The following is a 25,647-nucleotide window of genomic DNA, read 5'->3' as shown; positions in this document are numbered from 1 at the left end:
TCACGGCACCTGATGCAATCGGCGCGGACATGAGGCGAGGGGCCTGCGGTTGTCGACGCGCAGGCCCCTCAGCCCCATCCGCGGAGGACGGATGCGCATGGACGCACCGGGCCAACGAATCACCAGCTACGACGGTTACGAAGTCCGGTGCCCTCCCTATCAGCCACGCCTGGGCAGGGCGAATCGTCGCCCGACGGCAGGGCGGCGCTCACAGGGGTGTCAGTAGTGAAGGGGCACCCACCACCGAATATGATCGAGCCGCGATGGTAAAAACGTTCGATTTCCCGCGTGATCTGGTGGACGCCCAGCTGGAGCTGCATAGCGTCCGGTCGGAGCTGTCCGCCCTGTACAAGCGCCTGCCCTGGTCGGCGGAGCCCTGCCGGGCTGGACACACACCAAGCCGTGGGCCTGCACCGCGTACCCGCCGGTGATCACCAGCGGGTAGGGGGTGCCGATAGCGAGGACATCAGCCAGGAGCCGGCGGTGCAGACCTGTCAGGTTCACGCGGCCGTCGCGGCCGTCGCGGTGGCGAGTTCGGGGAAAGCGGCTTCCCACACGTCCCTGATCGGGCGACTGGTCAGCGTGCGCAGCACGGGCCACTGTGCGACGAGCAGATCCCGGTTGAGGAAGTCGATCAGGTCTTGGCGCTGGCCTTCGGCCGGGACGGTGCGGTACAGGCCCATTCGGGAGCGCGGCTGCTCCAGTCCGTAGGAGCGGCGGCCGGACCAGACCACGTGCAGCGGCAGATCGACCGTGCCGCGGGCGGGACCGTTCAGGTCCTGCAGCTGCGCGGGCACCCGCTGTGCGTACTGGGCACACAGCAGCTCGAACGCGTTGGGCACCGGAAACGAAGACTGCACGGTCATGCCGCCAGTATCGCCCAGCCGGCCGCGCGGATTGCAGGCAGCGCCCGAGCTACCTGCCGGGGCGGTGCCGGTGTCGTCTACGGGGTGCCGCGCAGGTGGTCTTGGCGGGCGGTGACCAGGGCGCGCCAGCGCTGCCGGACGGTGTGTGGGTCCTCCAGCTGTGTGGCTGCTGATCGTGCAGAACGTTGACGAATGGCTGAAACCCAGCCCACGCTGGAGATTCGACGTGATGGAGTGACCTCGGAGGCAGGAGACCGAAGGGGTACCGATGAGCGACATGACTGATGAGGAGATCGTCCGCGCCGTACGCGGGTTCGCGGCGATGCACGCCGAGCGCGAGAAGCTGGCCGAGCGGGTAGCGGCGCTTCGTACCGCGGTGTCCCCAGAGGACTTGGCCGAGCGCAATCGTTTCGGTGAAGCCATGGCGAAGATGGACGCGAAGCTCCTTCTGGAGTCCGTTGAGGTGCTGGACCGCATGGGTATGACAATCGCCGCACAGGCTTGCTTCTCCATGGCTAAGGAAGAGGGCCTCGCCACTACAGCCTGTCCGACGATTCGAGCTACGGACCCGTCGGACAAGCCCTAGTGGCCTGAGTCGGAGATTCGTCGTTGGTTGGGTATGAGTCGTCCGGGTCCGAAGATTCCGCCGTTGTCGGTCACTGATGCCCAACGGGCCGTGCTGGAAGGCTGGGTGCGTCGTCGCTCGACGGCCCAGTCTCTGGCTCAGCGCTCAAGGATCGTTCTGGAGTGCGCCGAGGGGCACTCGGTCATGGAGGTGTCATGCCGGCTTGGTGTCACTGCGGACATGGTCCGCAGCTGGCGGCGGCGTTTCCTCGAACGCGGTCTGGACGGCCTGTCCGACGAGCCGAGGCCCGGCGTCCCGCGGAAGATCACCGACGCAGACGTCGAGCGTGTCATCGTCAAGACGCTCGAGGAGAAACCGAAGAACGCCACCCACTGGTCGACCAGGTCCATGGCGGCGGCCACGGGCATGTCCCAGTCCGCCGTCTCGCGGATCTGGCGGGTGTTCGCCCTGGCCCCGCACCGGTCGCAGACGTTCAAGCTTTCCACCGGCCCTCTGTTCATCGACGAGGTCCGTGACGTGGTGGGCCTCTATCTTGATCCGCCGGAGAAGGCCCTGGTCCTGTGCGTGGACGAGAAGTCGCAGATCCAGGCCCTGGACCGGTCTCAGCCCGTGCTGCCGATGGCGCCCGGTGTTCCCGAACGCCGCAGTCACGACTACGTCCGCGCCGGCACCACCACCCTGTTCGCGGCCCTGGAGGTCGCCACGGGAAAGGTGATCGGCTCCCTGCACCGGCGGCACCGGGCCGTCGAGTTCAAGAAGTTCCTCACCAAGCTCGACAAGAGGTGCCCGCCGACCTCGAAGTGCACCTCATCCTCGACAACTACGAGTGTCGTCGGACGCCCCCGCGGGTGCAGGCTTCCGGACCCGCGCTCTACTGCCAGGTCGCAGTGTCGGGGTCGATGCCGTGGGCGCGCGCGCTGGTGTCGATGATTCGACGGAACCACGTGGCAAGGCCGGTGCGGATGCCGTCGTAGTGGGCAGCAAATCCCGGATCGGCCTCAAACTTGCGGCCGAGACAGACCTGCATCTGCCTGGTGAGGGGAAAGTACGAAGCAAAGACTTCGCGGTGCCACTCGACGAGTCGATTCGCTTCTGGGCTACCAGGTGTGACGCCGGCGTCCAGCGCATCCCCGAGGGCGCGGTCGAAGTCGGCAACGGCGTCGGCGATGTCCTGCCATTCCTCCGGACCGCGAGAGGCTGAGCCTTCGGCGTACTGCAGCCATTGCGTTGTGTCTCCGTAGCGCTGACGGGCTTGGGCGGGCCAGTCCGGGTTCCACTGGGAGCCGAAGACCGCGGCCTGCTGCTCGATGGTCAGCAGCAGGCCGCGCTCGTGGGCGTCGATCATCCGGTCCAGTCCGGCGCTGAGCTGCTGGAGGCGGTCGATCCGTTCAGCAACCTGGGTGCGCTGCGCGCGCAATGCGCCGGGCACGTCTGCGGTCGAGTCGTCCAAGAGGGCCAGAATCCTGTCCAGGCCGAGACCGAGCTCACGGTAGACGACGATGCGGTGCAGGCGTTCCAGATCACCAGTGGTGTAGAGCCGGTATCCGGCAGCCGTGCGCAGCGACGGTCGCGCCAGACCGATCTCGTCCCAGTGGTGCAGCGCGCGGACTGTCACGTCCAGACACGCCGAGACCTGACCGACGGTCAGGCTGGGGGCGTCAGTGGCATCAGGCATGCTCCCCATTGTCGCCGTGACCGTCGCCCGGTGGGGTGATCCCCATGGCTTCAAGGTTCCGCGCCTCCTGGCTGGCCGGATCAAAGGGCTTCGCCGCAGTGAATACGATCCGTGCGTTCTCGGGGGTGATCACCTCCACATCGCGGGTGTTCCAGGGAGTGTCCCGTGGACCGTCGACCGAGTTCGGGCGCAACGCACGACATGCCTCGGCAAGGGAATCGACCTGGCTGAGCAGGCCCGAGAAACTGAAGCTCATCGCTGGTGGCTGCTCCGGAACGCTCGCCGCCGAGATGAGGAGTACGTCCTGGAACGCCCACCGGCGCAGATGCACAATCGCGCCGGGGACGCTGAACAGCTCGAAGAACCCGAGCCCACGAATCCAGAAGTCCGCCGACGCCGCCAGATCGCTCGTGGGGATCGTCACGAACGCGGGCATTGCATAGATGCCACGGAACGGCTCCGGCGGAACCGCATCCGGGCCGGGAGTAGGCACGGGACTCATCTCAAAGGCGTTGTAGTAGTCGCTCATGCACCCACCCTCCAGCCTCACGCAACGTGAGGGTCAAGCATGATCCGTGAATCTCGCCATACCCCAACGATGCGACCAACGTGTGGCCGGGTACACCTGGAACGGGCTTCTGGCCCGTTCCTACTCAGGCCCTGGCCTCGGTGCCGGCCCGGCGTTGCGGAGGGCCCGCGGCCACCGCTTCATCGTCGGTCCACACACCTCACGGTGATCACGATGGCCGCAACTGTCCGGCTACCGGGTTCCACCAGCAGGATCACCTCTACGGCTGGAGTACTGGCTACGCTGTACTTCGAGGATCAAGGAGAAGGCATGGAACCTTGCGTGGAGTGCGGTGCGCCGATGGACCCGCGATCGTGTGACGAGCTGTTCCACGACTTGCTCGCGTTGGACCATTCACGGCAGGCACCGTGGGGGCCGCTGCATGGCGTCTCAGTCTCTTGCTTCCTGCTCCAACACCCAAGTCGGCTTCCCGACGACGACGGCGCGATGGCTAGGGCGCTCCTGCGCGCATACCTCGAAGGCGGCCTCGACGAAGTGAACCAGCTCGTCGGTCAGGCTCGTCGTGGCAACTCCCACCGTGTGAAGGACGGGCCTTCACGAGTCGTCCGGAACGCGGCCCTGCCGCTCCGGGACGCGCCGCGAACCCGTTTCTCCGTCACGATCGAAGACGTCGCCGTCGACGGGACGTTCCCCTCCTCACAGTTCACGGAACGCGTCAAGGCTTGGGCCGCCGCGACGGTCGAGGCGTGGAGCCGCGGCACGTGATCGAAAACACCGGGGGCCCCATCTGAAGCGGGGGCCCACGGCATTCCTGGCTCGCTCGGCCTGTCCACGACCGCGCGCACAGACGACGCTGGTCCGCCTGGCGCCGCCGTCGCCAAGCCCGCGCACGCCATAGCCATGAAGATCACGTCTACGGCTGGAGTGCTAGGGAGCAGTTGTTGCCGCCATTCCTCCTTGGCCAGGACGCAGTGGCGAACGTGACCGATGTTCCGGGCGCTGAGGGACGTTGAGCCCCGGAACAGATCCCGGCGCGGTCGGTCGCGTGGCATCACCCAGGCCGGCGAATCGCGCCGAGGAAGCTGCCCCCCGCCTCCCGGCCGACATTTCAACGGAGTTGACTCGCCAAAACCAAGAATCCCTACCCCGCAGTATCGGTCAGGTGAGGGATGTCAGGAATATCTCTTCAGTGCAGGATTGCGAGTAATCGAACCAAGGGGAAAAAGGGGAAATGCGAGCAGGATTGCCCCCGGCCGTGCTGTGAAGTTGTCGGGCGCACCCCGAAAGCACGCAGTGGAGCCTGCCGGATTCCACACTCGGATCCCACCACTGAAAGGAAAGTTCCTCATGCACCGCAACGGAAGACGGAGGATCGCCGCGGGCGCGTGCGCGCTTGCTGTGTCCGTATCACTGGTTGCCCTGAACGCGGGGAGCGCTGCCGCGGCAGATCCGCCTGCCAAGCCCTTTGCGAAGGGCGCGGGTGACAACGGCGACTGCAAGGGACAGGTCGGGCCGACGAATTACTTCGTCAACAAGACCGGCGAGAACGTGCACATCATGGTCTCGAAGGACCCCGGATGAGCCATTGCCGACACCTTCGCCGATGTGGGCCTGTTTGCGGTCGGTGTGGGCGAGATCAAGTCTGCGACCGGCGTGGCAGCTCTTCCGGAGACGATCAAGACCTTTGCCGACCTCGCCAACGTCCTCAAGACGGGCTACAAACTGGTCAGTGGCACCGCGGCTGCCGGGTCGCGCTCCGCGGAAGCCGTCGCAGAGCTCGCCAAGTTGCAGAACAACTTCAAGGAGAAGTCCGCCACGATCAAGCCCGGTGAATGCAAGACTATTCACGACACCGGATTCCTCGATTACCTGAACGCCAGCACGGTGGCAGCGATGTTCGCTCCGGCGAACGGAGCCAGGACGGTAGAAGTCATAGCCATGACCGAATCGGGCAAGGTGGTGGACTTCAGCACTCCGCCGGACGCCTCGTGGATCTCCACGGATGCGGGAGTCGTGCGCTCCAAGTACGGGACCCTCCGGGACGAGGATCCGGGCGCAGGAAACCACCCGTGGGCGAGCTACTGATCTTTTCGTAAGTTCGGTGGGTGTGGCGGGTGGATGGTCAGGCCGGTGTGGGCGAGGTAGGACCATGGCAGGTGCTGGTTGTGGTTGATCCGGTGGACGCCTTGTTCGGTGGCGTCGGCAACGTCGGCGAGGTGGTCGCCGGCGAGGTTGGCGAGTTCGCGCTTCTTGAGTGATGACCAGAGCAGTTCCACCGGGTTCAGCTCGGGTGCGTATGCGGGTAATCGCTCGAGGATGAGCCAGTCCTGCTCGGTGACCCAGGCTCGCATCGCCCGGCTCCAGTGGGCGGACAGGCCGTCCCAGACCAGGATCACTGGCTCGCCACGGTAGAACACTTTGACCTCGGAGGTTGTGTCGGCAGGATTTGGTGTGTGTCCGCTGATCTTGTGCCTGATGACCTGTGGGAACGAGTGGCCCCGCTGTTACCGCCTCGGCCACCCAGGCGGCATCGGTATTCGGGGCGATTGCCGGCGGATGACCGGGCTGCACTGCGCGGCATCGTCTACGTGTTGTGCAAGAGCGTGAGATGGCGGGACGTTCCCGCGGAACAGGTGGGCTGTAGTGGTGTGACAGCCTGGCGGCGTCTGCGGGACTGGACCGAAGCCGGGGTCTGGCCCCAGTTGCACGAGGTGCTGCTGGCCGAGGCCGGGCCGCGGGCCTGCTGGACATCGACGACTCTGCGATCGACGGCTCGCACGTCCGGGCCCTCAAAGGGGGGCTCACACCGGACCTTCGCCGGTCGACCGGGCCCGCCCCGGCAGCAAGCACCACCTGATCGTCGACCGGCACGGCACTCCCTTGACCGTGTCGCTGACCAGCGGAAACCGCCACGACATCACCCAACTGATGCCCTTGCTGGACGCGACACCCCGCATCCGCGGAGTCCGGGGCCGGCCTCGCCACCGGCCACGTCGACTATTCGCCGACCGCGGCTACGATGACGACAAGTACCGCCGCCTCCTTCGGGCCCGCGGGATCACCCCGAAGATCGCCCGCAAAGGCACCGCCCACGGCTCCGGGCTGGGCAAGACCCGCTGGGTCGTCGAGCGGACCTTCGCCTGGCTTCACCAGTTCAAACGACTCCGGATCCGCTACGAGATACGCGCCGACCTCCACCTTGCGCTGCTTCAACTCGCCTGCAGCATCATCTGTTTGAGACGACTCCGAACCTCATTCTGAAACGATCAGTAAGGACAACTGCGACGGCCGCCTCGCGGCGCGGCACATCCTTCGCGCCTCCGAGATCTGAATCCGTGGCTCCGGCTTGGACCGGTATACGCATCAGGCCCCCGGGTTCCCGGGATGGTCGAAGGTGGTCGTGGGGGCGGGAGCGCCGTCGGGCTGGGGCGGCAGCAGCGGGCCGCAGTCCCACTGCTGGAAGATCAACCGGGTCTCGACGCGCGCCACTTCGGGCCGTGAGGTGAACCCGTCCAGGACCAGCCGCTGAAGATCCGCCATGTCCGCGACCGCGACATGGACGAGATAGTCGTCGGGCCCGGTCAGATGGAAGACCGTAATGGACTCCGGCAGCGCCCGGATCCGCTCCACGAACGGCCCCACCAACTCCCGCCGATGCGGCCTGACCTGCACGGACAGCAGTGCCTCCAAGCCCCGGCCCAGCTTCGCCGGATCCAGCCGCAGCTGATGGCCGAGAATCACTCCCGAGCGGCGCAGCCTGGTCACCCGGTCCAGACAGGTCGAAGGCGCGACACCGACCTGCGCGGCGAGATCGCGGTACGTCATCCGTGCGTCGTTCTGCAGCAGCCGTAGCAGATGGAGATCCACCGGATCGAGTACGACAGAATCGGTCATATGCCGAACGTAGCACGGGGTCCGGCGCTCCTCTCCCGCTCGGTGTTCAGACTCCTGGGCATGGACTCCGGCAGCTTTGATGCATATGACGTACCGGCCGACCCGCAGGGAACCGGCCATGCTCCCGACGGCACCGGTCGTCGTGTCCCGGGTGTGCCCGCACCCCGGGCGCTCGCCACCGAGGCGGTGCACGCCGGGCGGGACGACCTCGCGCGGCAGGGGGTGCACGCCCCGCCGATCGACCTGTCCACGACTTACCCCTCGTACGACAGCCGGGGCGAGGCGGCCCGGATAGACGCCTTCGCGGACGACGGTGCCGAACCGGAGGGCCCGCCCGTCTACGGCCGCCTCGGCAACCCGACCGTCGCCCGCTTCGAGACCGCCCTCGCGCGTCTTGAGGGCACCGAGAGCGCGGTCGCGTTCGCCACCGGGATGGCCGCGCTGAGCGCCGTGCTGCTCGTACGCAACGCGATGGGCCTGCGACATGTCGTCGCCGTACGACCGCTGTACGGATGCAGCGATCACCTGCTCACCGCAGGGCTGCTGGGCTCCGAGGTGACCTGGGTCGACCCGGCGGGCATCGCGGACGCGCTGCGCCCCGACACCGGCCTGGTGATGGTCGAAAGCCCGGCCAACCCGACCCTCGCCGAACTCGACCTGAGAGCCGTCGCGCACGCGTGCGGTTCCGTCCCGCTGCTCGCCGACAACACCTTCGCCACCCCCGTACTGCAACGCCCCGTCGAGCAGGGAGCCCGTCTCGTCCTGCACAGTGCCACCAAGTACCTGGGCGGCCACGGAGACGTCATGGGCGGCGTGGTGGCCTGCGACGAGGAGTTCGCCGGGCGGCTGCGACAGGTGCGGTTCGCCACGGGCGGAGTGCTGCATCCGCTCGCGGGCTATCTGCTGCTCCGTGGTCTGTCGACGCTGCCCGTACGGGTCCGAGCCGCGTCCTCGCACGCGGCGGAGCTGGCCGGCCGGCTCGCCGCCGACCCGCGCGTCACTCGCGTCCACTACCCGCGCATCGGAGGCGCCATGGTCGCCTTCGAGGTAGCCGGCGACCCCCACGACGTCATCGCGGGCGTCCGACTGATCACCCCGGCCGTGAGCCTCGGCAGCGTCGACACCCTCATCCAGCACCCCGCGTCTATCAGCCACCGCATCGTGGACGCCAACGACCGCCGCGGCGCGGGAGTCAGCGACCGGCTGCTGCGGCTCTCGGTGGGGTTGGAGGACGTGGAGGACCTGTGGGCCGACCTCGACCGGGCGTTGGGGACGGCGCCGGGGCCGGACAGAGTCCTCCGGCAAGCGGCGGTCGCGAACAGGTAGAACCGCAGACGACGACCGGCCCGGCGTCGTTCTGTGCGGTCGGGACCTAGCTAGCCGCAGCCGGGTGCCGGCGGCGTCGCGGTCCTAGACGAGCGCGGGCAGTGCGGCCGCGGGGGCCGGCCTGTGGAGCTGGCGCGGCTGCTGGGCGGGCATCAGCGGGCATACCAGCCCAGCGATCGCGATGAGGCCGTCGCGACACTGCGGCACCGCCGTGTGCAGCCAACGCTGGACGGCCCAGAACCGAGCGGCCTCCTCGCAGATGTAGGGGCGGGCCTGTTCCGCGGCCAGGGTCAGCGCGGCGGCCCGGCGCCGTGCCCAACGCCCTTGGCCGTCCAGCGTGTTCCGGTAGAGGGGGTGGGCGTCTCGGAGCATCACCAGCACCTCGTCGACGGCGGACAACTGCTCGGCCATCGCCACCACCTCGGGCAGGACCGAGTAGCAGCTGTCATGCCCGGTGGCGGTGGTGAACCGCGCGGGCACGCCCCGCTGGCTCAATTTGGCGTAGCGGGCGGCCGTGCCCTGCCGGGAATCGGCCGCGCGCACCGCCAGGCCCACCGGCTCCACCCGGTATCCGGCCTGCCGGTACAAGGACGCGCCGGCAACGAACCCGGCGGCGCTCGCCGGGGTGATCTCGATGACCACGTCCCCGCGCCGCTCGCGAACGTACGCCTCGGCCTGTGCCTGCCAGGCCCGGTAGTCGGCGCAGATCCGCTCGGAGGCCGTGCGCGGCTCCTCGTTCAGCAACTGTAGGTAGTCCGGGTGGGAGAACTTGAAGTCGTCGCCCCTGATGTGGGCCGGACCGTCTCGCAAAGTACGGCGCACCATCTGAGCGGCCCTCGTCTTGCCCGCACCAGGCTGACCCACCACGTACACCGCGACAGGCCTGTCCTGCAGCGTGATCCGCCCCCGGGTCGGGACGATCAACTCGTCGAAGACCCACTTGTGTTCCTCAGCGGAGAGCCGGTGGTAGTCGACTCCGGGCGCGTTCCGGCGGGGCTGGGCGGTGCGGCGGACCGGCTCGACGCAGGCGGCGGTGCGCTCGGCGTCGCGGCGCACCGCCAGCGACCAGTCCGGCGGTAGCCGGGGATCGGCAAGGCGCCGGTCGGCGTCGGCGAGCTGACGACGGAACCGGCCCGTCTCCCTGGCACCCCACGGCCGCCCCCGCTCGACAAACACCTGGGTTCGGTCACGCGAACTGGCTCTCGGTAAAGCGATGATCGGAGAATCGGACATATGGCGTGAATGTTAAAAGCCTTGATTCGGAGGGTATTTCGCACGGTGTGTATGTCGCCGGTCCGGTCTCGGCCGGTCGCCTGCCCGCTGCCGGCCCATGTGGTGGAGCAGACATCTCCGGATGTGGGACAAGAGCGTCCCACCTACCTCAGGGAGTGTCATGTTCACCCTCGTACCGCGTTCGTCGTTGCCGGCTCAGGCACGCGGCTCCGGGTTGAGTGCCGCGTTCGTGGCAGGGGCTGTCATTCCCGTGGGCGATACGCCCCAGGGAATCGCTCTCACGCCCGACGGCGCCCGTGCCTATGTGGCCAACCGTGACTCGAACACAGTGAGTGTGATCGACACCGTCACCGACACCGTCACCGCGACGATCCCTACGAACGCCGGGCCGACTTTCGTGGCGATCACCCCGGACGGGACGCGCGCTTACGTGACCTTCTCCGGTGCCGCCCTTGTCAGTGTCATCGACACCACGACGAACTCCGTCATCACAGACATCGTGGTAAGCGATCCCACGACCGTCGCGGCGATCACCCCCGACGGCACCCGCGTCTATGTGACCGTTGGCTTCTCCACCGTCAGCGTGATCGACACCGCCACGAACACGGTCACCGACACCATCACCGTGGGTGATGCGCCGACCGGCGTGGTCATCACCCCGGACGGCACCCGCGCCTACGTGGCCAACCAGGTCCCGGGCACGGTCAGCGTGATCGACACCGCCACCAGCACGGTCACCGACACCATCACCGTGGGCAACTTCCCCATCCTGCTGGCTGTCACCCCGGACGGAACCCGTCTCTACGTCACGGTCGTCGGCGACTCCGCTCTCAGTGTGATCGACACGGCCGCCAACACCGTCACTGCCTCGATCGGTGTCAGCGCCCAGCCGCGTGTGCCGGCGGTCAGCCCGGACGGCTCCCACGTGTACGTGCCGAACGCTGAACCGGACACAGTGAGCGTGATCGACACCGCCACCAACACCGTCGTGGAGAACATCGGTGTGGGAGACGGCCCCACCGACATCGCGTTCTTTCCCGACGGGACGCACGCGTATGTGACCAATACGCTCGCGGGCACCGTCAGTGTCCTGGCAACGACCGTGATCCCCGACCACGGCTCCACCGGAGGCGGGACCCCCGTGACACTCACCGGCCACCACCTGGCCAACGCCACCGCCGTGCACTTCGGAACCGCCCCGGCCGTCATCACCGCCAACACCGCGACCTCGATCACTGTCACCGCCCCCGCCGGATCCGGTGCCGTTCCCGTGACGGTCATTACCGCGGGCGGCACCGGAACCCTGGGGACCTTCTACTACACGCCGCCCCCCACCCTCACCGGTATCAGCCCCGCCGCGGGTCCTGTCGCAGGCAGCGACCAGGAGATCGTGATCACCGGCCGCAACCTTGCCGGGACCCTCAATGTGTTCCTCGGCGCCACCCGAGCCGTCATCCAAACCGTCTCCGACACCCAGATCACCGTCAGGGCCGCCGGTGCCCCGGCGCCAGGCGGCGTCGCCGTCACCGTGATCACCCCCGGCGGAACCACCGACGGCCTTTCCTACACCTACCTCGACCCGTCCACCGTCACCAGCGTCAGCCCCAACACGGGACCGGCCACCGGCGGCACCGAAGTGACCATCACCGGCACCGGCCTGGCCGACACCGACCAGGTCACCTTCAACGGAACCCCGGCCACCTTCGCGGTCATCTCCGACACCACCCTGACCGCCACCACCCCGCCCAGCGGCACCGACGGCACCGTCGACGTCACCATCACGGGCCCCGACGGAAACCCTTCAGGAACCTTCACCTACGTCACCGGGCCCGACATCTGACCTCACGTCCGTGCGCTCCTTGGTGGGCTCTCCACCGCCCGCAGCGCGGTGCCGGGCACCGTGGGCGCGAGGTCGAGGCAGGCGGCCATGTCGAGGTTGACCTCGCCGTACGGACGTACATGAGACCAGAACAGCGGCGTCAGGCCGCGCCGGTCGGCCGGAGTATGCAGGTCCGCCCACTCCGGCTCGGCCAGTGCGCGCCAGCGGCGAAGGGCAGCACCTGGATCTGGAGATGGGGGAGACGTTCCCGGAGGGCCAGGAGGTGGCTGAGCTGCTCGGCCACTACCGTCGGCCCGCACATCGCCCGGCGCAGCGCGGCTTCGTCGAGTACGCACCAGATGGACAGCGGGGTCTCGCGGGTCAGTACGGCTGCCCGCTGCATGCGTAGTTCGGCGAACGTCTGGATCTCCCGGTCGGTCCGCCTGTTATCTAGGGGGTGGAGGGTTCCTGTACAGCTCAGGGGCATGCTCAATCGTGCAGGCAAGTAAGGCACGTAGCCGGAACCGGTTCGGCCGAACCGTTTCCGGGACTCCCGTTCGGCTGTGACGGTCCTTGAGGAGGTGCTCGTTCCAGTCGGCGAGCCAGGACCGGATGTCACGTTCGAGGGCCTGGACAGAGCGATGGGCGCCGCGCTTGAGCTTCTTCTGTGTGAGTTCGGCGAACCACCGCTCCACCAGGTTCAGCCAGGATGCACTGGTGGGCGTGAAGTGCAGGTGGAAGCGCGGGTGTGCCAGCAGCCACTTCTTGATCTCCGGTGTCTTGTGGGTCGCGTAGTTGTCGAGGATCAGGTGGGCCTGGAGGTCGGCGGGGACTTCCTTGTCGACCTTGGCCAGGAACTTCTTGAACTCGGAAGCCCGGTGCCGGCGGTGCAATGAGCCGATGACCTTGCCCGTCGCCACCTCCAGGGCGGCGAACAAGGTGGTGGTGCCGGCGCGGATGTAGTCGTGGCTGCGGCGTTCGGGAACGCCGGGCATCATCGGCAGAACCGGCTGGGAGCGGTCCAGGGCCTGGATCTGCGACTTCTCGTCCACGCAGAGGACCAGGGCCTTCTCCGGCGGGTCGAGGTAGAGGCCGACGACGTCGCGGACCAACCGGCTCGCAAGGCCGTACGAACACAGGCGGCCGAGTTGTTCGAGCAGAAGATTAAACCGCCGGAGGTCGCACGGCGTCTGAGGGTTAGCTGGAGGTCGGCCTACCAGTGGCACCAGCTGTGGCGGGATGGTGGCCTGGGGCCCTGTCGTCGCGCGGTACCACCCCGGGCGGCCTGCGGGGGCTACATCTGTTTCGAGGACGAAGCAGGCTTCACCCGCCGTCCGCCCAAAGGACGCACCTGGGCCGGCGCGGCCACACGCCAGTCGTGACGGTCAGCGGACGCCGTTCGGGACGGCTGTCCGTGGCCGGACTGATCGCGATGCGACCCGGCTCGCGCCCCCGACTGTGTCACCGGCTGATCAGCCATCCGGCGGGCAAGGGCAAGCGCCGCAGCATGGGCGAACGCGACTTCATCGCGCTGATCGACGGCGCGCACCAGCTCGTCAAGGCGCCGATCCTCCTGGTGTGGGACCGGCTCAACACCCATGTCTCCCACGCCATGCGGGAGTTGATCGACCAGCGCGACTGGCTGACGGTATTCCTTCTGCCCGCCTACTCGCCCGAATTGAATCCGGTTGAGGGTGTGTGGGCGCACATCAAGCACAGCCTGGCCAACCTCGCCGTCATGGCCCTCGATCATCTGGAGGTCATCGTCCGCCAACGGCTCAAACGCCTCCAGTACCGTCCCGAGGTCCTCAACGGCTTCATAGCCGGCACCGGCCTGGCCCTGGACACCCCAAGAACACCGTGACGAGCGAGATCCTCCACCAGGAGTGGACAGGCGGTAACTCGGTGACCCAATGCTTACGTCCTCGGGCGCATTGCCGGGCGGTCAGGCCATCCCTATCCGGATGACGCATCCCCTCAATGCAGCCTTCCTGACCTCCAGGACACACCGAACCCTGGAAGTCAGCCGCCGCGGGTCGCCCAGACCTCCACGTACGGCCCCCGGTCGACACCGTCGATCGTGAAGCCCGCCCTGGCCACCGCGGCGGCGAACTCATCTGGGTCCCACACGGTGTACCACCGTCGGCCGTCCGGCTCATCGAGCCAGCCTGTACGGCCGGTGGCGCTCAGACACACGTATATCCGGCCCCCGGGCCCCAGCAGTCCGGCGAACTGCCCCAGTACGTCCACCGCATCCACCACGTCGAGGTGGACGAGCGACGCGGAGGCCCAGATCCCATCAAACGCTCCGGCCGGGAACCGCGACCCGACCTCGCGCAGGTCACACTCAGAAGTAGGCGCGTGGGCGTTGGCCATCGCCACGAACTCCGAATTAAGGTCAACACCACGCACCCATGCCCGTGTTTCCGAAACCTCGCAAGGTCACGGCCCGGACCACACCCTGCGTCAAGGATCAGCGAGGGCACAGGCAAGGAGCCCGCGAACGCTCAACACGATCCGCCATCTTCGGAGCATGCACAGCCGCGTAATCATCGGCGTGGCCGCTGTAGACGGCGGCCGACTCAGCTACCGGGTCCGACTGCCCACTTCATTCCCCCATCCTGAGCTGCCTCTGCACCACCGACCAGCGGCCAGAACGAAAAGGGATCAACCTCATACATTCGCAGCCCAGCGATCCAGGCGACCGTGCCCCCGGAAGACGCAACGAGCGTCACCCTGAAGCACAGAGGTCAGTAACGATTCTCCTGCCGTTCTGCACCAGCGAACCGACGCCGGCACCGTAGTTGTACCGGCAGGTGGCAAGCGAGTGGCCACGGTGCCCCTTGGTGTTAGGCCATCAGGCGAGGAGGAACCAGGCGTTCGTCGCCATGCTCAGCGTCCTCGTGGCCTTCGCGACCCGGCACCGGCCGGCGCGCTGTGCATTCTCGTCACGCTGCTGTCGGCAGTGCCGAACGAGGTCCTGGGGCTCGGCGGCGGCACGCTCGCGGCCGTCAACGACCGTCTGCCGCACGGGGCGGGCGGCCGCCTCGTGCACGTAGGTGCCGACGCCCCGTACACGTCGGCGACGGCGGTCATGACGTGGCCGGGGCCGCGGCGGCACACCTGACTGCCTGTACGTGCTGCGCCGCAGGGACGTGCCTGCGGGCGATTCGCCATGAGCGGCGGCGGAAACCCCAGCGTCGTCGAGGACCGGCTGGGGCATCTGGACATGGGCTTCGCCACGCGGACCGCGTTCGGAACAGCACCTGTGATGCTGCCGCCGGGCACACTCGGCGTAGCAGTGGTGGTCGAAGCGATGGCAGGCGAGACGCACATGGTGTTCCCCGAAGGGCAACGGAACCTACGTCCTCGATCAGGAGGGTGCATGAGTCACGCGCGGGACGTCACCGACGTCGTCATCGTCGGTGGCGGGGCGGCGGGGCTCTCGCTCGCGCACGCACTGACGGTGCCCGGCGCCGGCCGCCCCGTGTCGGTGGCGCTGGTGGAGACCCCGAGGCCGTCGCTGCGTCCGGCGGAGCGCACCTGGTGCTTCTGGCAAGTGGGGCCGGGCGACTTCGATGACGCCTTGGTCGCCTCCTGGCGGCGGCTGCGTGTCCGTGGCCGGGATGGTGAGGTGGTCGAGGGCGAACTCGAGGCGCTGCGCTACCGGATGCTCCGCTCGGACCGCTTCGAAGCCCTGGTCGGATCGCGACTGGCCGCTCTTCCCCACGTGAGGCTGGTGGAGGCGACAGCGGAGACGGTGCGCAACGTGGCCGGGGGCGCGGAGGCCCTGTGCGTCACCGCGGAAGGGGACCGCATCACACTCCGGGGCCGGCACCTGTTCGACTCCCGCCCCGGCCAGTCCCTGCCCCCGGCCCGCACTACGCTGCTGCAGCATTTCAGAGGCTGGTTCGTCCGCACCTCGGCTGCTGCTTTCGACGACGAGGTCGTGGAGCTGATGGACTTCCGGGTCCCTCAGCCCGCCCACGGGCTCGCGTTCGGATACGTCCTCCCGCTTGGCCCGAAGGACGCGCTCGTCGAGTACACCCAGTTCTCCAGGGCTCCACTGTCCCACCTGGAGTACGAGGCAGCCCTTGAGCGCTACACGCGCGACATCCTGCGCCTGGGGCCGTTCGAGGTACGTTCCGTCGAAGCGGGCGTCATCCCCATGACAGACGCGCGGTTCGCCCGCCGCATCGGCACCGCCGTGCACCGCATCGGCGCCGTGGGAGGTGCCACCAGGCCGGCAACCGGCTACACCTTCTCCGCCGTCCAGAGGCAGAGCAAGGCCGTCGCCGCCGCGCTGCGCGACGGCAAAAAGGTCCGACTGACGGCACCCCACGGGCGCCGCGCGCTGGCCATGGACGCCGTGATGCTGCGCGCCCTGGACACCGGGCGCGTCAACGGCTCCGACTTCTTCACCCGGTTGTTCCGGCGTATGCCCGCCGAACGGGTGCTGCGGTTCCTCGACGGCAGCAGCGGGCTGTGGGAGGACATGCGCCTTGGCTTCGCCACACCTGTCGGCCCCATGCTCCGTACCGCGGTGGAACTCCCTTTCCTGCAGAGGAGACCTTTCCCCCTCACACGCGAGGAGAGCACCGGATGACGCTGAAGCGCGACGCGGACCTGGCAAGAGCCTTCGACCACGCCGCCCCCGGGTACGACCGCCTCGTCGGCCTCAACGCCGGGTACCACGCCGACCTCAGACGTTCCGCGCGGCGCCTTCGCCTGCCCGACGGCGGGGCGGGCCGGCACATCCTCGACATAGGGTGCGGTACGGGAGCCTCGACTGCGGCCCTGTTGCGAGCAGCCCCGCTCGCTCGGATCACCGCCGTCGACGCTTCCGCGGGCATGCTCGAGCGGGCAGCCGCCAAACGCTGGCCCGCCGGTGTGACCTTCGTGCACTCACCGGTGGAGCGCCTGGCCGCCGCCGGGGTAACGGGGCCGTTCGACGCGGTCTTCGCCGGCTACCTCTTCCGTAACGTGGCCGACCCCGACGCCGTGCTGGCCGTGGCCCATGGGGCTCTGCGCCCCGGCGGCAGACTCGCGGTGCACGAGTACTCCCTGAGCGGGCTCCCCGGACACCGCGCTCTCTGGTCGGCCGTGTGCTGGGCGGTCATCATCCCGGCCGGGACCGTCACCGGCGACAGCGACCTCTACCGCCACCTCCACCGCAGCGTGCTGGACTTCGACACTGCACCCGCTTTCGCCGAGCGGCTCTCCGACGCCGGATTCAGGGACACACGGGTACTGCCGGTGCCCGGATGGCAGACGGGCATCGTCCACACGTTCCTGGGCCGTCGCGCCGAGCCCGGCCAGGGAGGAGGGCCCAGATGACCCGCTTCGACGCCCGCACCGGGGCGGCTCCCCGCAGAGGAAGGGACCGGAAGGCGCAGGTGCTGAGGGCGGCGTCCGGTCTGCGCCGGCTCCAGGGACCGGGGCCGCGGGCAGCGGTCGTCGGAGCCGGTATCGCAGGTCTGGCAGCCGCGACGGCGCTGGCCGAGAGAGGCGTCAGGGTCACGCTCCACGAGCGCGGATCCGCCCTCGGCGGCCGTCTCGCAGGCTGGCGGACCGAGCTCGCCGACGGCAGCCAGGTAACCATGAGCCGCGGCTTTCACGCCTTCTTCCGTCAGTACTACAACCTGCGCGGCCTGCTGCGCCGTGTGGACCCCTCGCTCTCCGTGCTCCGTCCGCTGCCCGACTACCCTTTGCGCCACCGCACCGGACTCACCGACGGGTTCGCCCATGTGCCCCGCACACCACCCTGGAGCGCTGTCGGGTTCGCGGCATTCAGCCCGACCTTCGGATGGCGGGACCTCGCCGCCATGCGACCGAGAGCTGCCCTCCCGCTCTTCGATGTGCGCGTGCCCGGGGTGTACGAGCGCTTCGACACCGTCAGCGCCCAGGACTTCCTCGACGCGGTCAACTTCCCCCGGGCGGCGCAGCACCTGGCGTTCGAGGTGTTCTCCCGCAGCTTCTTCTCCGATCCGCGAGAACTGTCGGCGGCCGAACTGCTGCTGATGTTCCACATCTACTTCCTCGGCTCCTCGGAAGGACTTCTCTTCGACGTGCCCGACGGCCCCTTCCCACAGGCCCTCTGGGAGCCGTTGGGCCGCTACCTGCAGCGTTTGGGCGTGGACATCCGGACCGGGGCACCCGTCGACTCAGTGCGGCCGTCCGGCGACACGGCGCTGAGCATCGACGCCGCTGGTACCTCCACCGAGTACGACGCCGTGGTCCTGGCTATGGACGTGACGGGCCTGCAGCGAGTGGTCGAGGCGTCGCCGCTGCTGGGGAACGAGGCGTGGCGGGTGGGAATCGCGGCCCAGCGGACCGCGCCGCCCTTTCTGGTGTCCCGGCTGTGGCTGGACCGTTCCGTGGACCGGTCACGCCCCGGTTTCCTCGGCACGAGCGGCTTCGACGGACTGGACAATGTGAGCGTGCTGGACCGCTGGGAGGGGGAGGCGGCCCGCTGGGCTCGGCGGACCGGCGGTGCCGTTGTCGAACTGCACGGGTACGCGGTCGACGAGTCGGCCGACCGTCACGCCGTGGAACGAAGACTGCTGCGGCATCTTCATGAGGTCTACCCGGAGACCGCTGACGCCCGGATCGTCGACGCCCGGCAGGAATGGCGAGCGGACTGCCCGCTGTTCCCCGTCAAGGGCTACCTGTCCCGCCCCACGGTGCGCACTCCGCACCCCGCTCTGACGATGGCCGGCGACCTGGTCCGCACCGACCTCCCGGTGGCGCTCATGGAACGTGCCGCCACCACCGGGTTCCTGGCCGCCAACTCACTGCTGCGGCGCTGGGGTGCCGCCGGCCACCCGCTGTGGACGGTACCTCGCAGGGGGCGTTCGCCGGTGCTGCGGTGCATGGCCGCCCTGTTCGCGGACGCCGGCTGAGCCACCGCCTCCCCAGCAATCAGGCCGAACCACCGAACAGCCTTGCTCAGCCCGGGAAGCGGCCCGTGCTGCGCAGCAGCCGGCGCCGTTCCGCGTAGGCAAGGTCGTCGCGCCACAGGCGCCCGGCCGCCCACCGCATCAGCGGCCGCAGAGCGGGGGCCGCCGCCCGCGCCGCGGCGAACCCGCGCCGGTCGGAGAAGGCGACGACGGCTTCAATCACCGCCGTGCGCGGACTGCCGTCCCGGGTGGGGCCCAGCGGCGTGGCGTGCGTCTCCACGACGGACGTCGCGCCCTCGCCCTCGGCGATGTGCATCACGACCGTGCGCGGCTCCGGCGCGGTGAACACCGCCCGCACGGGAACGACCAGCCGCCCGGCGACCTTGAACGACACGTCGACGGTGAATGCGTCCTCGTCCGCGTCGCTCTCCGGGGCCCGCACGATGGTCTGGTCCACGAAGGAGTACGGGTGGAACCAGGACCCGTGCCACGGGTCCAGGCGGTTGGCGACCACGTCCTCCGGCTCGCAGCAGCCCACGACGGTGAACACCGCGTCCACGGCGCCGCCGTGGGGACGCAGCGGCACCACCGGCCGGTCGAGCGGCGGTTCCCCGCCGAGCTCGTCCAGGCGCACCCAGGCGAGCACACCGTCGTCGTGAGCGGGGAACGGGTCCCATCCGGCGAACGGGAACCCGTCCAGGGACAGCCCGTGCCAGTGGCAGATGACGGTGCCGCACACGACCCGGCTGTCCCGCAGGGGCGCGCCCAGGTGTGGGCAGGAGCCCGGCCCGGCCTTCAGCTCGCCCGCAGCGGTACGCCAGGCGACGACCTCCACCCCGCCGACCGTCCGCCCGAACGGGCGCCCGTTGCTGCCGATGTCGCGGGAGGCGCCGATGACATACCAGTTGCCCGACGGCCGTGCTGCACAGCGCTTCAGCGCGTCCGAGATGAGCGATGGCCTGGCCTCGCGCCATGTCGGCGTCTGCTGCTCCCAGCGGGACTTGCGTCGCGACCGCACGGGCAGGGTGTACCGCCGCCGTTCCCGGGGCTCCGTCATGTTCTGTGCCTCCAGGGGCCCGTGGAAGGCGACCTGTGCGCGTGTGCCGCTGGCGGTGCCTTGGGGGCGTGCTCCAGCGACCACCGGGGCTCTGGTCGCAGGCGGGCCGCGAGGACCCGGGCGAGTCCGCCGAGCGCTACGACGGCGCGGCGCCTTCGGGGCACCACCGAACGCCTCTGGACCACGGCGTAGCCGTCGTCGGCGATGGCGTCGAGGATCCCGCCGTACAAGGTGTAAGCCGTCCGGATGCAGGGCCGGGTGCGTGGTTCGAGCATGGCGATGCCCGGTAGGGCCTCCTGGTAGATGCTCCGGGTGAGGTCCGCGGCGGCTTCGAGCGCGGCGCGGATCCTGGGGTCCGGCTTGCCGGTGGCGCGGCTCCACTCCAGCAGCGGGCGATCCGCGCCGTGCGCGGCGAACAGGTCGGCGGGCAGGTAGACCCGTCCGCGGTCAAGATCCTCGCCGACGTCCCGCAGGAAGTTGGTGAGCTGGAACGCGACCCCCAGCGCGGCTGCGTGCGGTGCTGCCTCCTCCCTCGGCGCGACCGTGCCGAGAACCGGCAGTATCTGCAGGCCGATGACGGCGGCGGATCCGTGCATGTACGACCTGAGGTCCTCGTAGGTGGCATAGTCCGTGACCGTGAGGTCGTCCCGCATGGAAGCCATGAAGTCCGTGAAGTGCTCATGGGGGATGGCGTAGGTCTCGGCCGTGTCGGCCACTGCCCACACGACGGGTTCGCTGCTTCGGCCGGTGCGCAGCCCTGAAGCGAGTTCGCTCTCCAGCTGCGCGAGCTGCCGGTCACGCTCTTCCGGCGGGCAGGCGGAAGCCAGGTCGTCCACGATGTCGTCCGCCCAGCGTGCGAAGCCGTACAGTGCGTGGACGGCCGGGCGCCGGTGCACAGGCAGCAGTCGGGTCGCGAGGAAGTAGGTCCTGCCGTGTCGGGCGTTGAGCCACCGGCAGTGCGCGTACGCCGCTCGCAGTCCCGGGCCCGAGATCCGCGCCGCGTCGAGCTCACGTCGTGTCATGAACGCCTCTCACTGTCCGCTGATGCGGGACGCCGCCAGCTTTCCGCTGACGAGCACGGTGGGCACACCTACGCCCGGAGTCGTTCCGCAGCCAGCCAGCACGGCGTTCTCGACGCCGGCGACCAGGTTGCGCGGTCGGAACGGACCGGTCTGCGCGAAGGTGTGGGCGGCGGAGAACGGTGTTCCCGCGGCGTGACCCAGTGCCGTCCAGTCGGCGGGGGTGATCACCTGTTCCTCCTCGATGGCCTCGCCGAATCCTTCAAGACCGCGCTTCTCCAGCTCGCAGACGATGCTGTCGCGGTATAGAGGGGCGAGGGAACGCCATTCGGCCGCCGACGGGCCGACGGTCGTGTTGGGGCAGGGTGCCAGCACGTAGTGCAGATGCCGGCCCTCGGGCGCCAGCCGCGACTCGTGGGCCGTGGGCCGGGTGATGAGCAGCGACGGGTCACTCATCAGCTGCCCGGTGCGGGTGATCTCGTCGAACGTCCGCTGCCAGGCGTGTCCGAACGAGATGGTGTGGTGGTCCAGGCCGGGCCAGCTGCGGCGCGTGCCCGCGTGGAGAATCACCGCCGAGGGCGAATGAGTCAGCCGTACCGGCCGGCGTGGTGTACGGCCCAACAGGCGGTAGACGACAGGCAGATCGGGTGTCAGGACCACCGCGTCGCAGGGCAGCCGCTCCCCGTCTCCGAGACGCAGGGAAGTGACCCGCCCTGCGGAGAGAGCAAGCTCTGTGACCTCAGTGCCGTAGCGGAAGTCGGCTCCGGCGTCGCGGGCGGCGTCCGCCATCGCCACCGGCAGCGCGTGCATGCCTCCCTTGGGGAAGTACACGCCGGCGACCGTGTCCATGTAGGCGATGACGGCGTAGGCGGCGAGTGCCCGGGCGGGTGGTACGCCCGCGTAGAGCGACTGGAAGGAGAACACCCTGCGGAGCCTTGGGTCCTTGATGTACCGGCCGATCTGCGCGTCCAGCCGGCCGAAACCGCGCAGTGCGGCCAGCCGCACCAGATCGGGGTGCAGCAACTGGAACGGCGAGTCGAAGTTCGTGTCGATGAACCGTCGCATCTGCGCTTCGTACAAGGACCGCAGCCACTGCCGTAGCCTGCGGTATCCGGCAGCCTCGTCCGGGCCGGCGAAGGCGCGGACCTCCTCGGCCATGGCCTCGCCGTCGGTGTGCACGTCGAGTCCTGAGCCGTCGGCGAATTGCGCCCGGTAGGCGGGGTGCAGGGCGACGAGCTCGACACGGTCCGCGAGCGAGTCGCCTACCGCGGCGAACGCCTCGTCGGCGAGGTGCGGCATGGTGAGCACCGTCGGGCCCGTGTCCAGGAGGTAGCCGCCCAGCCGCGTGCGCCCCGCCCGGCCGCCAGGCTGGTCCGACCTCTCGACCACGGTCACCTGCCGGCCGCTGCCCAGCAGGTGCAGCGCGGCGGCGAGGCCGGACAGCCCGGCACCGACGACGACCACGCGGTCGGTGCGGCCGGGAACGGTTCTCATGGAGTGTCCTCCTCGTGCGGCGCGGCCACCCCCGCCGCTGTGCGGACCAGACTGCCGAGCGCCGCGACCGCAGTGGGCTCACCGGGCAGCACGGCCAAGCGGCGTTCACTGAGGTGGACCAATCGGCTGATCCTGGCCTCCACGATCCGCCGGGCACCGCTGTTCTCCAGGGCAGCTCGCGCGTCCTGCACCTGAGTGCCCGTCAGCGTCGGGCCGGGCGTCCTCAGTGCCGTGGCGGCGGCAGCGTCCCCGGACTCGTCCGCCAGCCGCAGGGCGACGGCGCGGAGGTAGGTCAGCTTCCCGGCCTGCAGGTCGTCGTCGGCAGGCTTGCCGGTACGCAGTGGATCACCGAAAACGCCCAGGATGTCGTCCCTGAGCTGGAAGGCGATGCCTGCGCATCGGCCGGCCGACCGCAGGACGCCCGTCGTACGGTCGCTGGCTCCGGCGAGTGCGGCGCCGAGCGACAAGGGGCGCTCGATGGTGTAGAGGGCGCTCTTGAGGCAGGCGATACGCATGGCTTGGTCCAGCGCCGTCGAGCCGGTGGCCGCCGCCCTCATGTCGAGGTACTGGCCCGCGACCATCTCCGACCGCATCGCGCACCACTCCTGGTGGAGGCGAGCGCCCTGGCCGGAGGCCAGAGCGGTGGCGGTCAGCAGATCGTCGGCCCAGGCCAGCGCCAGATCTCCAGCGAGGACGGCCCCAGCGGTCCCGAAGGATGCCGGTGAGCCGCGCATGCCGGCCGCGGCGTGCTGCTGTGCGAAGTCCTCGTGGGCGGCGCGGGCGCCGCGGCGCACTGGCGAGCCGTCCATGACATCGTCATGGACGACGGCACACGTCTGGATCAGCTCCAGGGCCGCGGCGAGGCGCAGCGCCTTCTCCGCCCCGTCGGCTGGGCCGCCGCAGACCCGCCAACCCCACCAGAGGAATTGGGCCCGCAGGCGCTTGCCGCCGCGCAGGGCGATGTCCCGCACGCGCCCGGCGACCTCCTCGGCGAACACCGCGTCGGTCTGCCGGGCTTCCGTCAGGCGCTTGTCCAAGTGACGTCGGAGGACGGCCTCGACGGCGTCGGCCACAGGAAGACCGGGCCGCGCCGAGGGCGTGAACCTGCGGGGCCGCCCTTCGGTGATGGTTGTGCAAATGTCGTCATCGGTCGCCTGGATACCGAGCATGCAGCCTCCTGCCGGGGTCGCCACTGCTTCGAACACCGCCTCTTTCTGCTCGGAAGGCGACGCCGGATGCGATGAGGTGCCCGCAGTCGTCTCAGGGACGGCCGCGAGCCTGGTCGGCGGCCTGCGCGGCGGCCTTCCGCTCCGTCGACGCGCCGGCCGTGCTCAGCTGCCCGCCGCTGCTCTCGAGGTGGGCGCGTACGAACCACTGGAACAGCTCCAGCGCACGGAGCTGCTCGATGAGCATGTCCTGGGTGACGGGGTCGGGTTCCTCCGTTGCCTTCATCGCCGCGCGGTGGTCCTCGATGACTGACGTGTACACGAGATCGAGTGCGCCCAAGTGCTCGATGGCCGCCGCACGGCCGATCGAGTAGTCATTCCATGTGCGGTCGGAGACGAGCGCGCCAGGAGTGCCGTGCGGTTCGCCGCCCAGGGTGGAGATGCGTTCTGCTAGGTCGTCGGTCATCGCCCGGACCTGCTCGACCTGCGGGTCGAGCATCTCGTGCACGGCGATGAAGTGCGGTCCCACCACATTCCAGTGGATGTGCTTGAGGGTGAGCGCCAGGTCGTTCAGTGAGTGCAGACGCATCTGTAGCAGTTCGATGACCGCGCCGCTGTCCTGCGTCGTCATTCCCGGCACGGTGTAGTCGGGTGCCTTGGGCGTCACGGTCGCTCCTTGCTCGGTGGTGGCCTCTCGCCAGCCAATCACCGTAGGCGGGGCGATGCCCGGCGAGGAGGAGCGGCCGCTGCTCCGAACGGGGTTCCTTCTCAGCCGCCGAGCACCGAGTCGACCCTGTCGACCGCTTCACGGATCCCGAGCGGGTGCAGCGTTCCGGGGAAGAACGGCGCCCTCCACCCCGGGCCCACCATGGCGGCCCAGCAGCGCTTCCCCGCCCGGGCCGTTCCGGACATTTGGCCGGGCACCGAGCGCTCCCGCACTGAGGTGGCCCTGCTGCCGTCCCGTCCGCCGTTCACGCTGGAGAACTACGACAGCGAGCTGCACCACAAGCACGGCATCGTCATGGTGCTGGACTGGCTGGAAGACCAGCCGGGACAGACCTGGCAGGAGCGGTGGCTGGCCAGCGGCATCGAGCAAGCCGGCTCCGCCTGGCGGCTGGTGATCAAGCAGTGGCTGCACGAGCGCGGTCTCAAGGCAGCCTGGCGCATGCCGGTGGTGGGCCGGGCCCTGACGACAGTGATCAGTGCTGATCTTCTGCGGCCGTCGGTGGACTGGATGGCCGCGGGGGCCAGCCGCCAAGGGGCCCTGGTTCGCTCCATGGCCCGCAGCCGCGACCCGCGCGGGTTTGAGCGCTTGCGGGCCGAGTGGGACATCGGCGCCGTGCTCAGCGTCGCCGCGGACGCGGCTGACGAAGAACTCATGCAGCGAATCCTGCTCCAGCTCCCACCGGGCTACGATCTTCTCTTCGGCCGCCCCCAGCCCACGAGTCCAGAAACACGGGCAAGGCGCAACCCAAACGCTCAACACCAGCCCATTGACGAGAAAGGCGACGTTCCCCATGTCCCTGCAGCCTGAAAGGGGCCGTCCAGCACCAGGCATGACATTTGACCAGGTGCTGGAACGGGTCCGGTACGACGGTGCGTACCCCACCCGCGAGCGAGCCGAAGAGGTCGTAGGCGCCGTGCTGGGCGCACTGAGCCGCCAGCTCACCGGCGAGGAACGTGTCGACCTGGCAGCCCGGTTGCCCGTCGAGGCCGCCCTGGTGTTCACCGCCCAGATCCCCGGCACTGAGCAGTTGACCAGCTGGGGCTTTGTCAAGGATCTCGCCACCCGCACCGGTGGCACGCCGGCCACCGCACGCTGGGATGCCGGCGCCGTCCTTGCCACCGTCGCCCAGCTCGCCGGGCCCGGCCTCCTCACCCGTGTGCTTGCCCACCTTCCCCCGGGATACGGGCTTCTGTTCGGCCGCGCCGAACTCACTCAGCCCGCCTGAACACAGCCGCTGCGTAGTACGCCCTGCCGACCGACAGCGGTTCTCGGCTCCCCGCAGTACTCGTTCAGCGCCGCCGAGATGTACATGACGCGAACGACGGTGACGGTCGGTGCGGTGACGCTGACGCCGTAG

Annotated in this window: 26 protein-coding genes and 4 pseudogenes; 16 read left to right on the top strand and 14 right to left on the bottom strand. The window is 69.1% G+C overall.

From position 1 onward, the window contains the following. Nucleotides 1–500 precede the first annotated feature (500 nt). Nucleotides 501–866, bottom strand: a complete 366-nt coding sequence (locus ACGFWI_RS37680) for a hypothetical protein (RefSeq protein WP_393910585.1) — start codon at nt 864–866, stop codon at nt 501–503. Nucleotides 867–1,134: 268 nt separating this feature from the next. Between ACGFWI_RS37680 and ACGFWI_RS37675 the strand changes: the two genes are divergently transcribed. Together ACGFWI_RS37675 and ACGFWI_RS37670 are read left to right on the top strand one after the other, a co-directional pair. After that, nucleotides 1,135–1,452 carry a hypothetical protein gene (locus ACGFWI_RS37675; RefSeq protein ID WP_393910584.1) on the top strand — a complete coding sequence of 106 codons (318 nt, stop codon included), beginning with the start codon at nt 1,135–1,137 and terminating at the stop codon, nt 1,450–1,452. A gap of 33 nt (nt 1,453–1,485) precedes the next feature. Next, nucleotides 1,486–2,294: pseudogene (locus ACGFWI_RS37670) on the top strand (IS630 family transposase); the annotation flags it as partial. 29 nt (nt 2,295–2,323) lie between these two features. Here ACGFWI_RS37670 and ACGFWI_RS37665 read toward each other — a convergent pair. Beyond that, nucleotides 2,324–3,127: a MerR family transcriptional regulator gene (locus tag ACGFWI_RS37665; protein WP_393910583.1), complete on the bottom strand. Its 804-nt coding sequence runs from the start codon at nt 3,125–3,127 to the stop codon at nt 2,324–2,326. Further along, nucleotides 3,120–3,656, bottom strand: a complete 537-nt coding sequence (locus tag ACGFWI_RS37660) for a VOC family protein (RefSeq protein ID WP_393910582.1) — start codon at nt 3,654–3,656, stop codon at nt 3,120–3,122. The genes ACGFWI_RS37665 and ACGFWI_RS37660 overlap by 8 nt, the downstream gene beginning before the upstream one ends. Before the next feature lie 309 nt (nt 3,657–3,965). On the opposite strand from ACGFWI_RS37660, the gene ACGFWI_RS37655 reads away from it, so the two are divergent. The 3 genes from ACGFWI_RS37655 (at nt 3,966) to ACGFWI_RS37645 (ending at nt 5,741) form a co-directional block, all read left to right on the top strand. After that, nucleotides 3,966–4,421 carry a DUF5946 family protein gene (locus ACGFWI_RS37655; RefSeq protein ID WP_393910581.1) on the top strand — a complete coding sequence of 152 codons (456 nt, stop codon included), beginning with the start codon at nt 3,966–3,968 and terminating at the stop codon, nt 4,419–4,421. Between the two features lie 582 nt (nt 4,422–5,003). Beyond that, the gene (locus ACGFWI_RS37650) at nt 5,004–5,237 is read left to right on the top strand and encodes a hypothetical protein (protein WP_393910580.1); all 234 of its coding nucleotides are present in this window, start codon (nt 5,004–5,006) and stop codon (nt 5,235–5,237) included. Nucleotides 5,238–5,261: 24 nt separating this feature from the next. After that, the gene (locus tag ACGFWI_RS37645; RefSeq protein ID WP_393910579.1) at nt 5,262–5,741 is read left to right on the top strand and encodes a hypothetical protein; all 480 of its coding nucleotides are present in this window, start codon (nt 5,262–5,264) and stop codon (nt 5,739–5,741) included. Here the strand turns inward: ACGFWI_RS37645 and ACGFWI_RS37640 are convergent. Further along, nucleotides 5,735–6,052 (bottom strand): transposase, encoded by a 318-nt coding sequence (locus ACGFWI_RS37640; protein WP_393910578.1) that lies wholly within the window; start codon nt 6,050–6,052, stop codon nt 5,735–5,737. The genes ACGFWI_RS37645 and ACGFWI_RS37640 overlap by 7 nt on opposite strands. Before the next feature lie 57 nt (nt 6,053–6,109). Between ACGFWI_RS37640 and ACGFWI_RS37635 the strand changes: the two are divergent. Continuing rightward, nucleotides 6,110–6,917 (top strand): annotated as a pseudogene (locus ACGFWI_RS37635) (IS5 family transposase). A 102-nt stretch (nt 6,918–7,019) separates the two neighbouring features. Here the strand turns inward: ACGFWI_RS37635 and ACGFWI_RS37630 are convergent. Continuing rightward, complete coding sequence (locus tag ACGFWI_RS37630; RefSeq protein WP_393910577.1) at nt 7,020–7,550, bottom strand: Lrp/AsnC family transcriptional regulator; 531 nt, start codon at nt 7,548–7,550, stop codon at nt 7,020–7,022. Here ACGFWI_RS37630 and ACGFWI_RS37625 point away from each other — a divergent pair, their 5' ends adjacent. Then, nucleotides 7,551–8,876, top strand: coding sequence for a trans-sulfuration enzyme family protein (locus ACGFWI_RS37625; RefSeq protein ID WP_393910576.1), 1,326 nt, complete (start codon nt 7,551–7,553; stop codon nt 8,874–8,876). An 84-nt stretch (nt 8,877–8,960) separates the two neighbouring features. Here the strand turns inward: ACGFWI_RS37625 and ACGFWI_RS37620 are convergent, their stop codons facing one another. Further along, entirely contained in the window at nt 8,961–10,052 is a 1,092-nt protein-coding gene (locus tag ACGFWI_RS37620) for a zeta toxin family protein (RefSeq protein ID WP_393910575.1), read from the bottom strand. 307 nt (nt 10,053–10,359) lie between these two features. On the opposite strand from ACGFWI_RS37620, the gene ACGFWI_RS37615 reads away from it, so the two are divergent. Continuing rightward, nucleotides 10,360–11,949, top strand: a complete 1,590-nt coding sequence (locus ACGFWI_RS37615; protein WP_393910574.1) for an IPT/TIG domain-containing protein — start codon at nt 10,360–10,362, stop codon at nt 11,947–11,949. A 139-nt stretch (nt 11,950–12,088) separates the two neighbouring features. Here ACGFWI_RS37615 and ACGFWI_RS37610 read toward each other — a convergent pair whose 3' ends face one another. Together ACGFWI_RS37610 and ACGFWI_RS37605 are read right to left on the bottom strand one after the other, a co-directional pair. Continuing rightward, entirely contained in the window at nt 12,089–12,331 is a 243-nt protein-coding gene (locus ACGFWI_RS37610; protein WP_393910573.1) for a Scr1 family TA system antitoxin-like transcriptional regulator, read from the bottom strand. 178 nt (nt 12,332–12,509) lie between these two features. After that, nucleotides 12,510–13,037 (bottom strand): annotated as a pseudogene (locus tag ACGFWI_RS37605) (IS630 family transposase); the annotation flags it as partial. 39 nt (nt 13,038–13,076) lie between these two features. On the opposite strand from ACGFWI_RS37605, the gene ACGFWI_RS37600 reads away from it, so the two are divergent. Next, complete coding sequence (locus ACGFWI_RS37600) at nt 13,077–13,310, top strand: helix-turn-helix domain-containing protein (protein ID WP_393910572.1); 234 nt, start codon at nt 13,077–13,079, stop codon at nt 13,308–13,310. Next, nucleotides 13,307–13,792: a transposase gene (locus tag ACGFWI_RS37595; protein ID WP_393910571.1), complete on the top strand. Its 486-nt coding sequence runs from the start codon at nt 13,307–13,309 to the stop codon at nt 13,790–13,792. Before ACGFWI_RS37600 ends, ACGFWI_RS37595 begins: the two co-directional genes overlap by 4 nt. Nucleotides 13,793–13,950: 158 nt before the next feature. Here ACGFWI_RS37595 and ACGFWI_RS37590 read toward each other — a convergent pair whose 3' ends face one another. After that, nucleotides 13,951–14,340, bottom strand: a complete 390-nt coding sequence (locus tag ACGFWI_RS37590) for a methyltransferase domain-containing protein (protein ID WP_393910570.1) — start codon at nt 14,338–14,340, stop codon at nt 13,951–13,953. 553 nt (nt 14,341–14,893) lie between these two features. On the opposite strand from ACGFWI_RS37590, the gene ACGFWI_RS37585 reads away from it, so the two are divergent. From ACGFWI_RS37585 to ACGFWI_RS37570, 4 genes are all read left to right on the top strand, one after another. Next, nucleotides 14,894–15,055: a hypothetical protein gene (locus ACGFWI_RS37585; RefSeq protein ID WP_393910569.1), complete on the top strand. Its 162-nt coding sequence runs from the start codon at nt 14,894–14,896 to the stop codon at nt 15,053–15,055. Nucleotides 15,056–15,313: 258 nt separating this feature from the next. Next, entirely contained in the window at nt 15,314–16,534 is a 1,221-nt protein-coding gene (locus tag ACGFWI_RS37580; protein WP_393910568.1) for a lycopene cyclase family protein, read from the top strand. Beyond that, nucleotides 16,531–17,265 carry a class I SAM-dependent methyltransferase gene (locus ACGFWI_RS37575; protein ID WP_393910567.1) on the top strand — a complete coding sequence of 245 codons (735 nt, stop codon included), beginning with the start codon at nt 16,531–16,533 and terminating at the stop codon, nt 17,263–17,265. The genes ACGFWI_RS37580 and ACGFWI_RS37575 overlap by 4 nt, the downstream gene beginning before the upstream one ends. Beyond that, a complete protein-coding gene (locus ACGFWI_RS37570; RefSeq protein WP_393910566.1) occupies nt 17,262–18,830 on the top strand; it encodes an FAD-dependent oxidoreductase in 1,569 nt (522 codons plus the stop codon). The genes ACGFWI_RS37575 and ACGFWI_RS37570 overlap by 4 nt, the downstream gene beginning before the upstream one ends. A 46-nt stretch (nt 18,831–18,876) precedes the next feature. Here ACGFWI_RS37570 and ACGFWI_RS37565 read toward each other — a convergent pair whose 3' ends face one another. From ACGFWI_RS37565 to ACGFWI_RS37545, 5 genes are all read right to left on the bottom strand, one after another. Then, the gene (locus ACGFWI_RS37565; protein ID WP_393910565.1) at nt 18,877–19,884 is read right to left on the bottom strand and encodes a DUF5914 domain-containing protein; all 1,008 of its coding nucleotides are present in this window, start codon (nt 19,882–19,884) and stop codon (nt 18,877–18,879) included. Continuing rightward, nucleotides 19,881–20,906, bottom strand: coding sequence for a phytoene/squalene synthase family protein (locus tag ACGFWI_RS37560; protein WP_393910564.1), 1,026 nt, complete (start codon nt 20,904–20,906; stop codon nt 19,881–19,883). Before ACGFWI_RS37560 ends, ACGFWI_RS37565 begins: the two co-directional genes overlap by 4 nt. Before the next feature lie 9 nt (nt 20,907–20,915). Beyond that, on the bottom strand, nt 20,916–22,397 hold the full coding sequence (gene crtI, locus ACGFWI_RS37555; protein WP_393910563.1) for a phytoene desaturase family protein: 1,482 nt from the start codon (nt 22,395–22,397) through the stop codon (nt 20,916–20,918). Continuing rightward, nucleotides 22,394–23,566, bottom strand: coding sequence for a polyprenyl synthetase family protein (locus ACGFWI_RS37550; RefSeq protein ID WP_393910562.1), 1,173 nt, complete (start codon nt 23,564–23,566; stop codon nt 22,394–22,396). Before ACGFWI_RS37550 ends, crtI begins: the two co-directional genes overlap by 4 nt. A 91-nt stretch (nt 23,567–23,657) precedes the next feature. Beyond that, complete coding sequence (locus tag ACGFWI_RS37545; RefSeq protein WP_393910586.1) at nt 23,658–24,194, bottom strand: Dps family protein; 537 nt, start codon at nt 24,192–24,194, stop codon at nt 23,658–23,660. Nucleotides 24,195–24,881: 687 nt separating this feature from the next. On the opposite strand from ACGFWI_RS37545, the pseudogene ACGFWI_RS37540 reads away from it, so the two are divergent. Next, nucleotides 24,882–25,097, top strand: a pseudogene (locus ACGFWI_RS37540) (hypothetical protein); the annotation flags it as partial. Nucleotides 25,098–25,119: 22 nt separating this feature from the next. Further along, nucleotides 25,120–25,515, top strand: coding sequence for a DUF2267 domain-containing protein (locus ACGFWI_RS37535; protein ID WP_393910561.1), 396 nt, complete (start codon nt 25,120–25,122; stop codon nt 25,513–25,515). The last annotated feature ends 132 nt before the right edge of the window (nt 25,516–25,647 follow it).

The sequence above is a fragment of the Streptomyces sp. NPDC048434 genome, from assembly GCF_043200375.1.
GTDB lineage: Bacteria > Actinomycetota > Actinomycetes > Streptomycetales > Streptomycetaceae > Streptomyces.
This window is presented reverse-complemented; position numbering and strand designations above follow the sequence as displayed.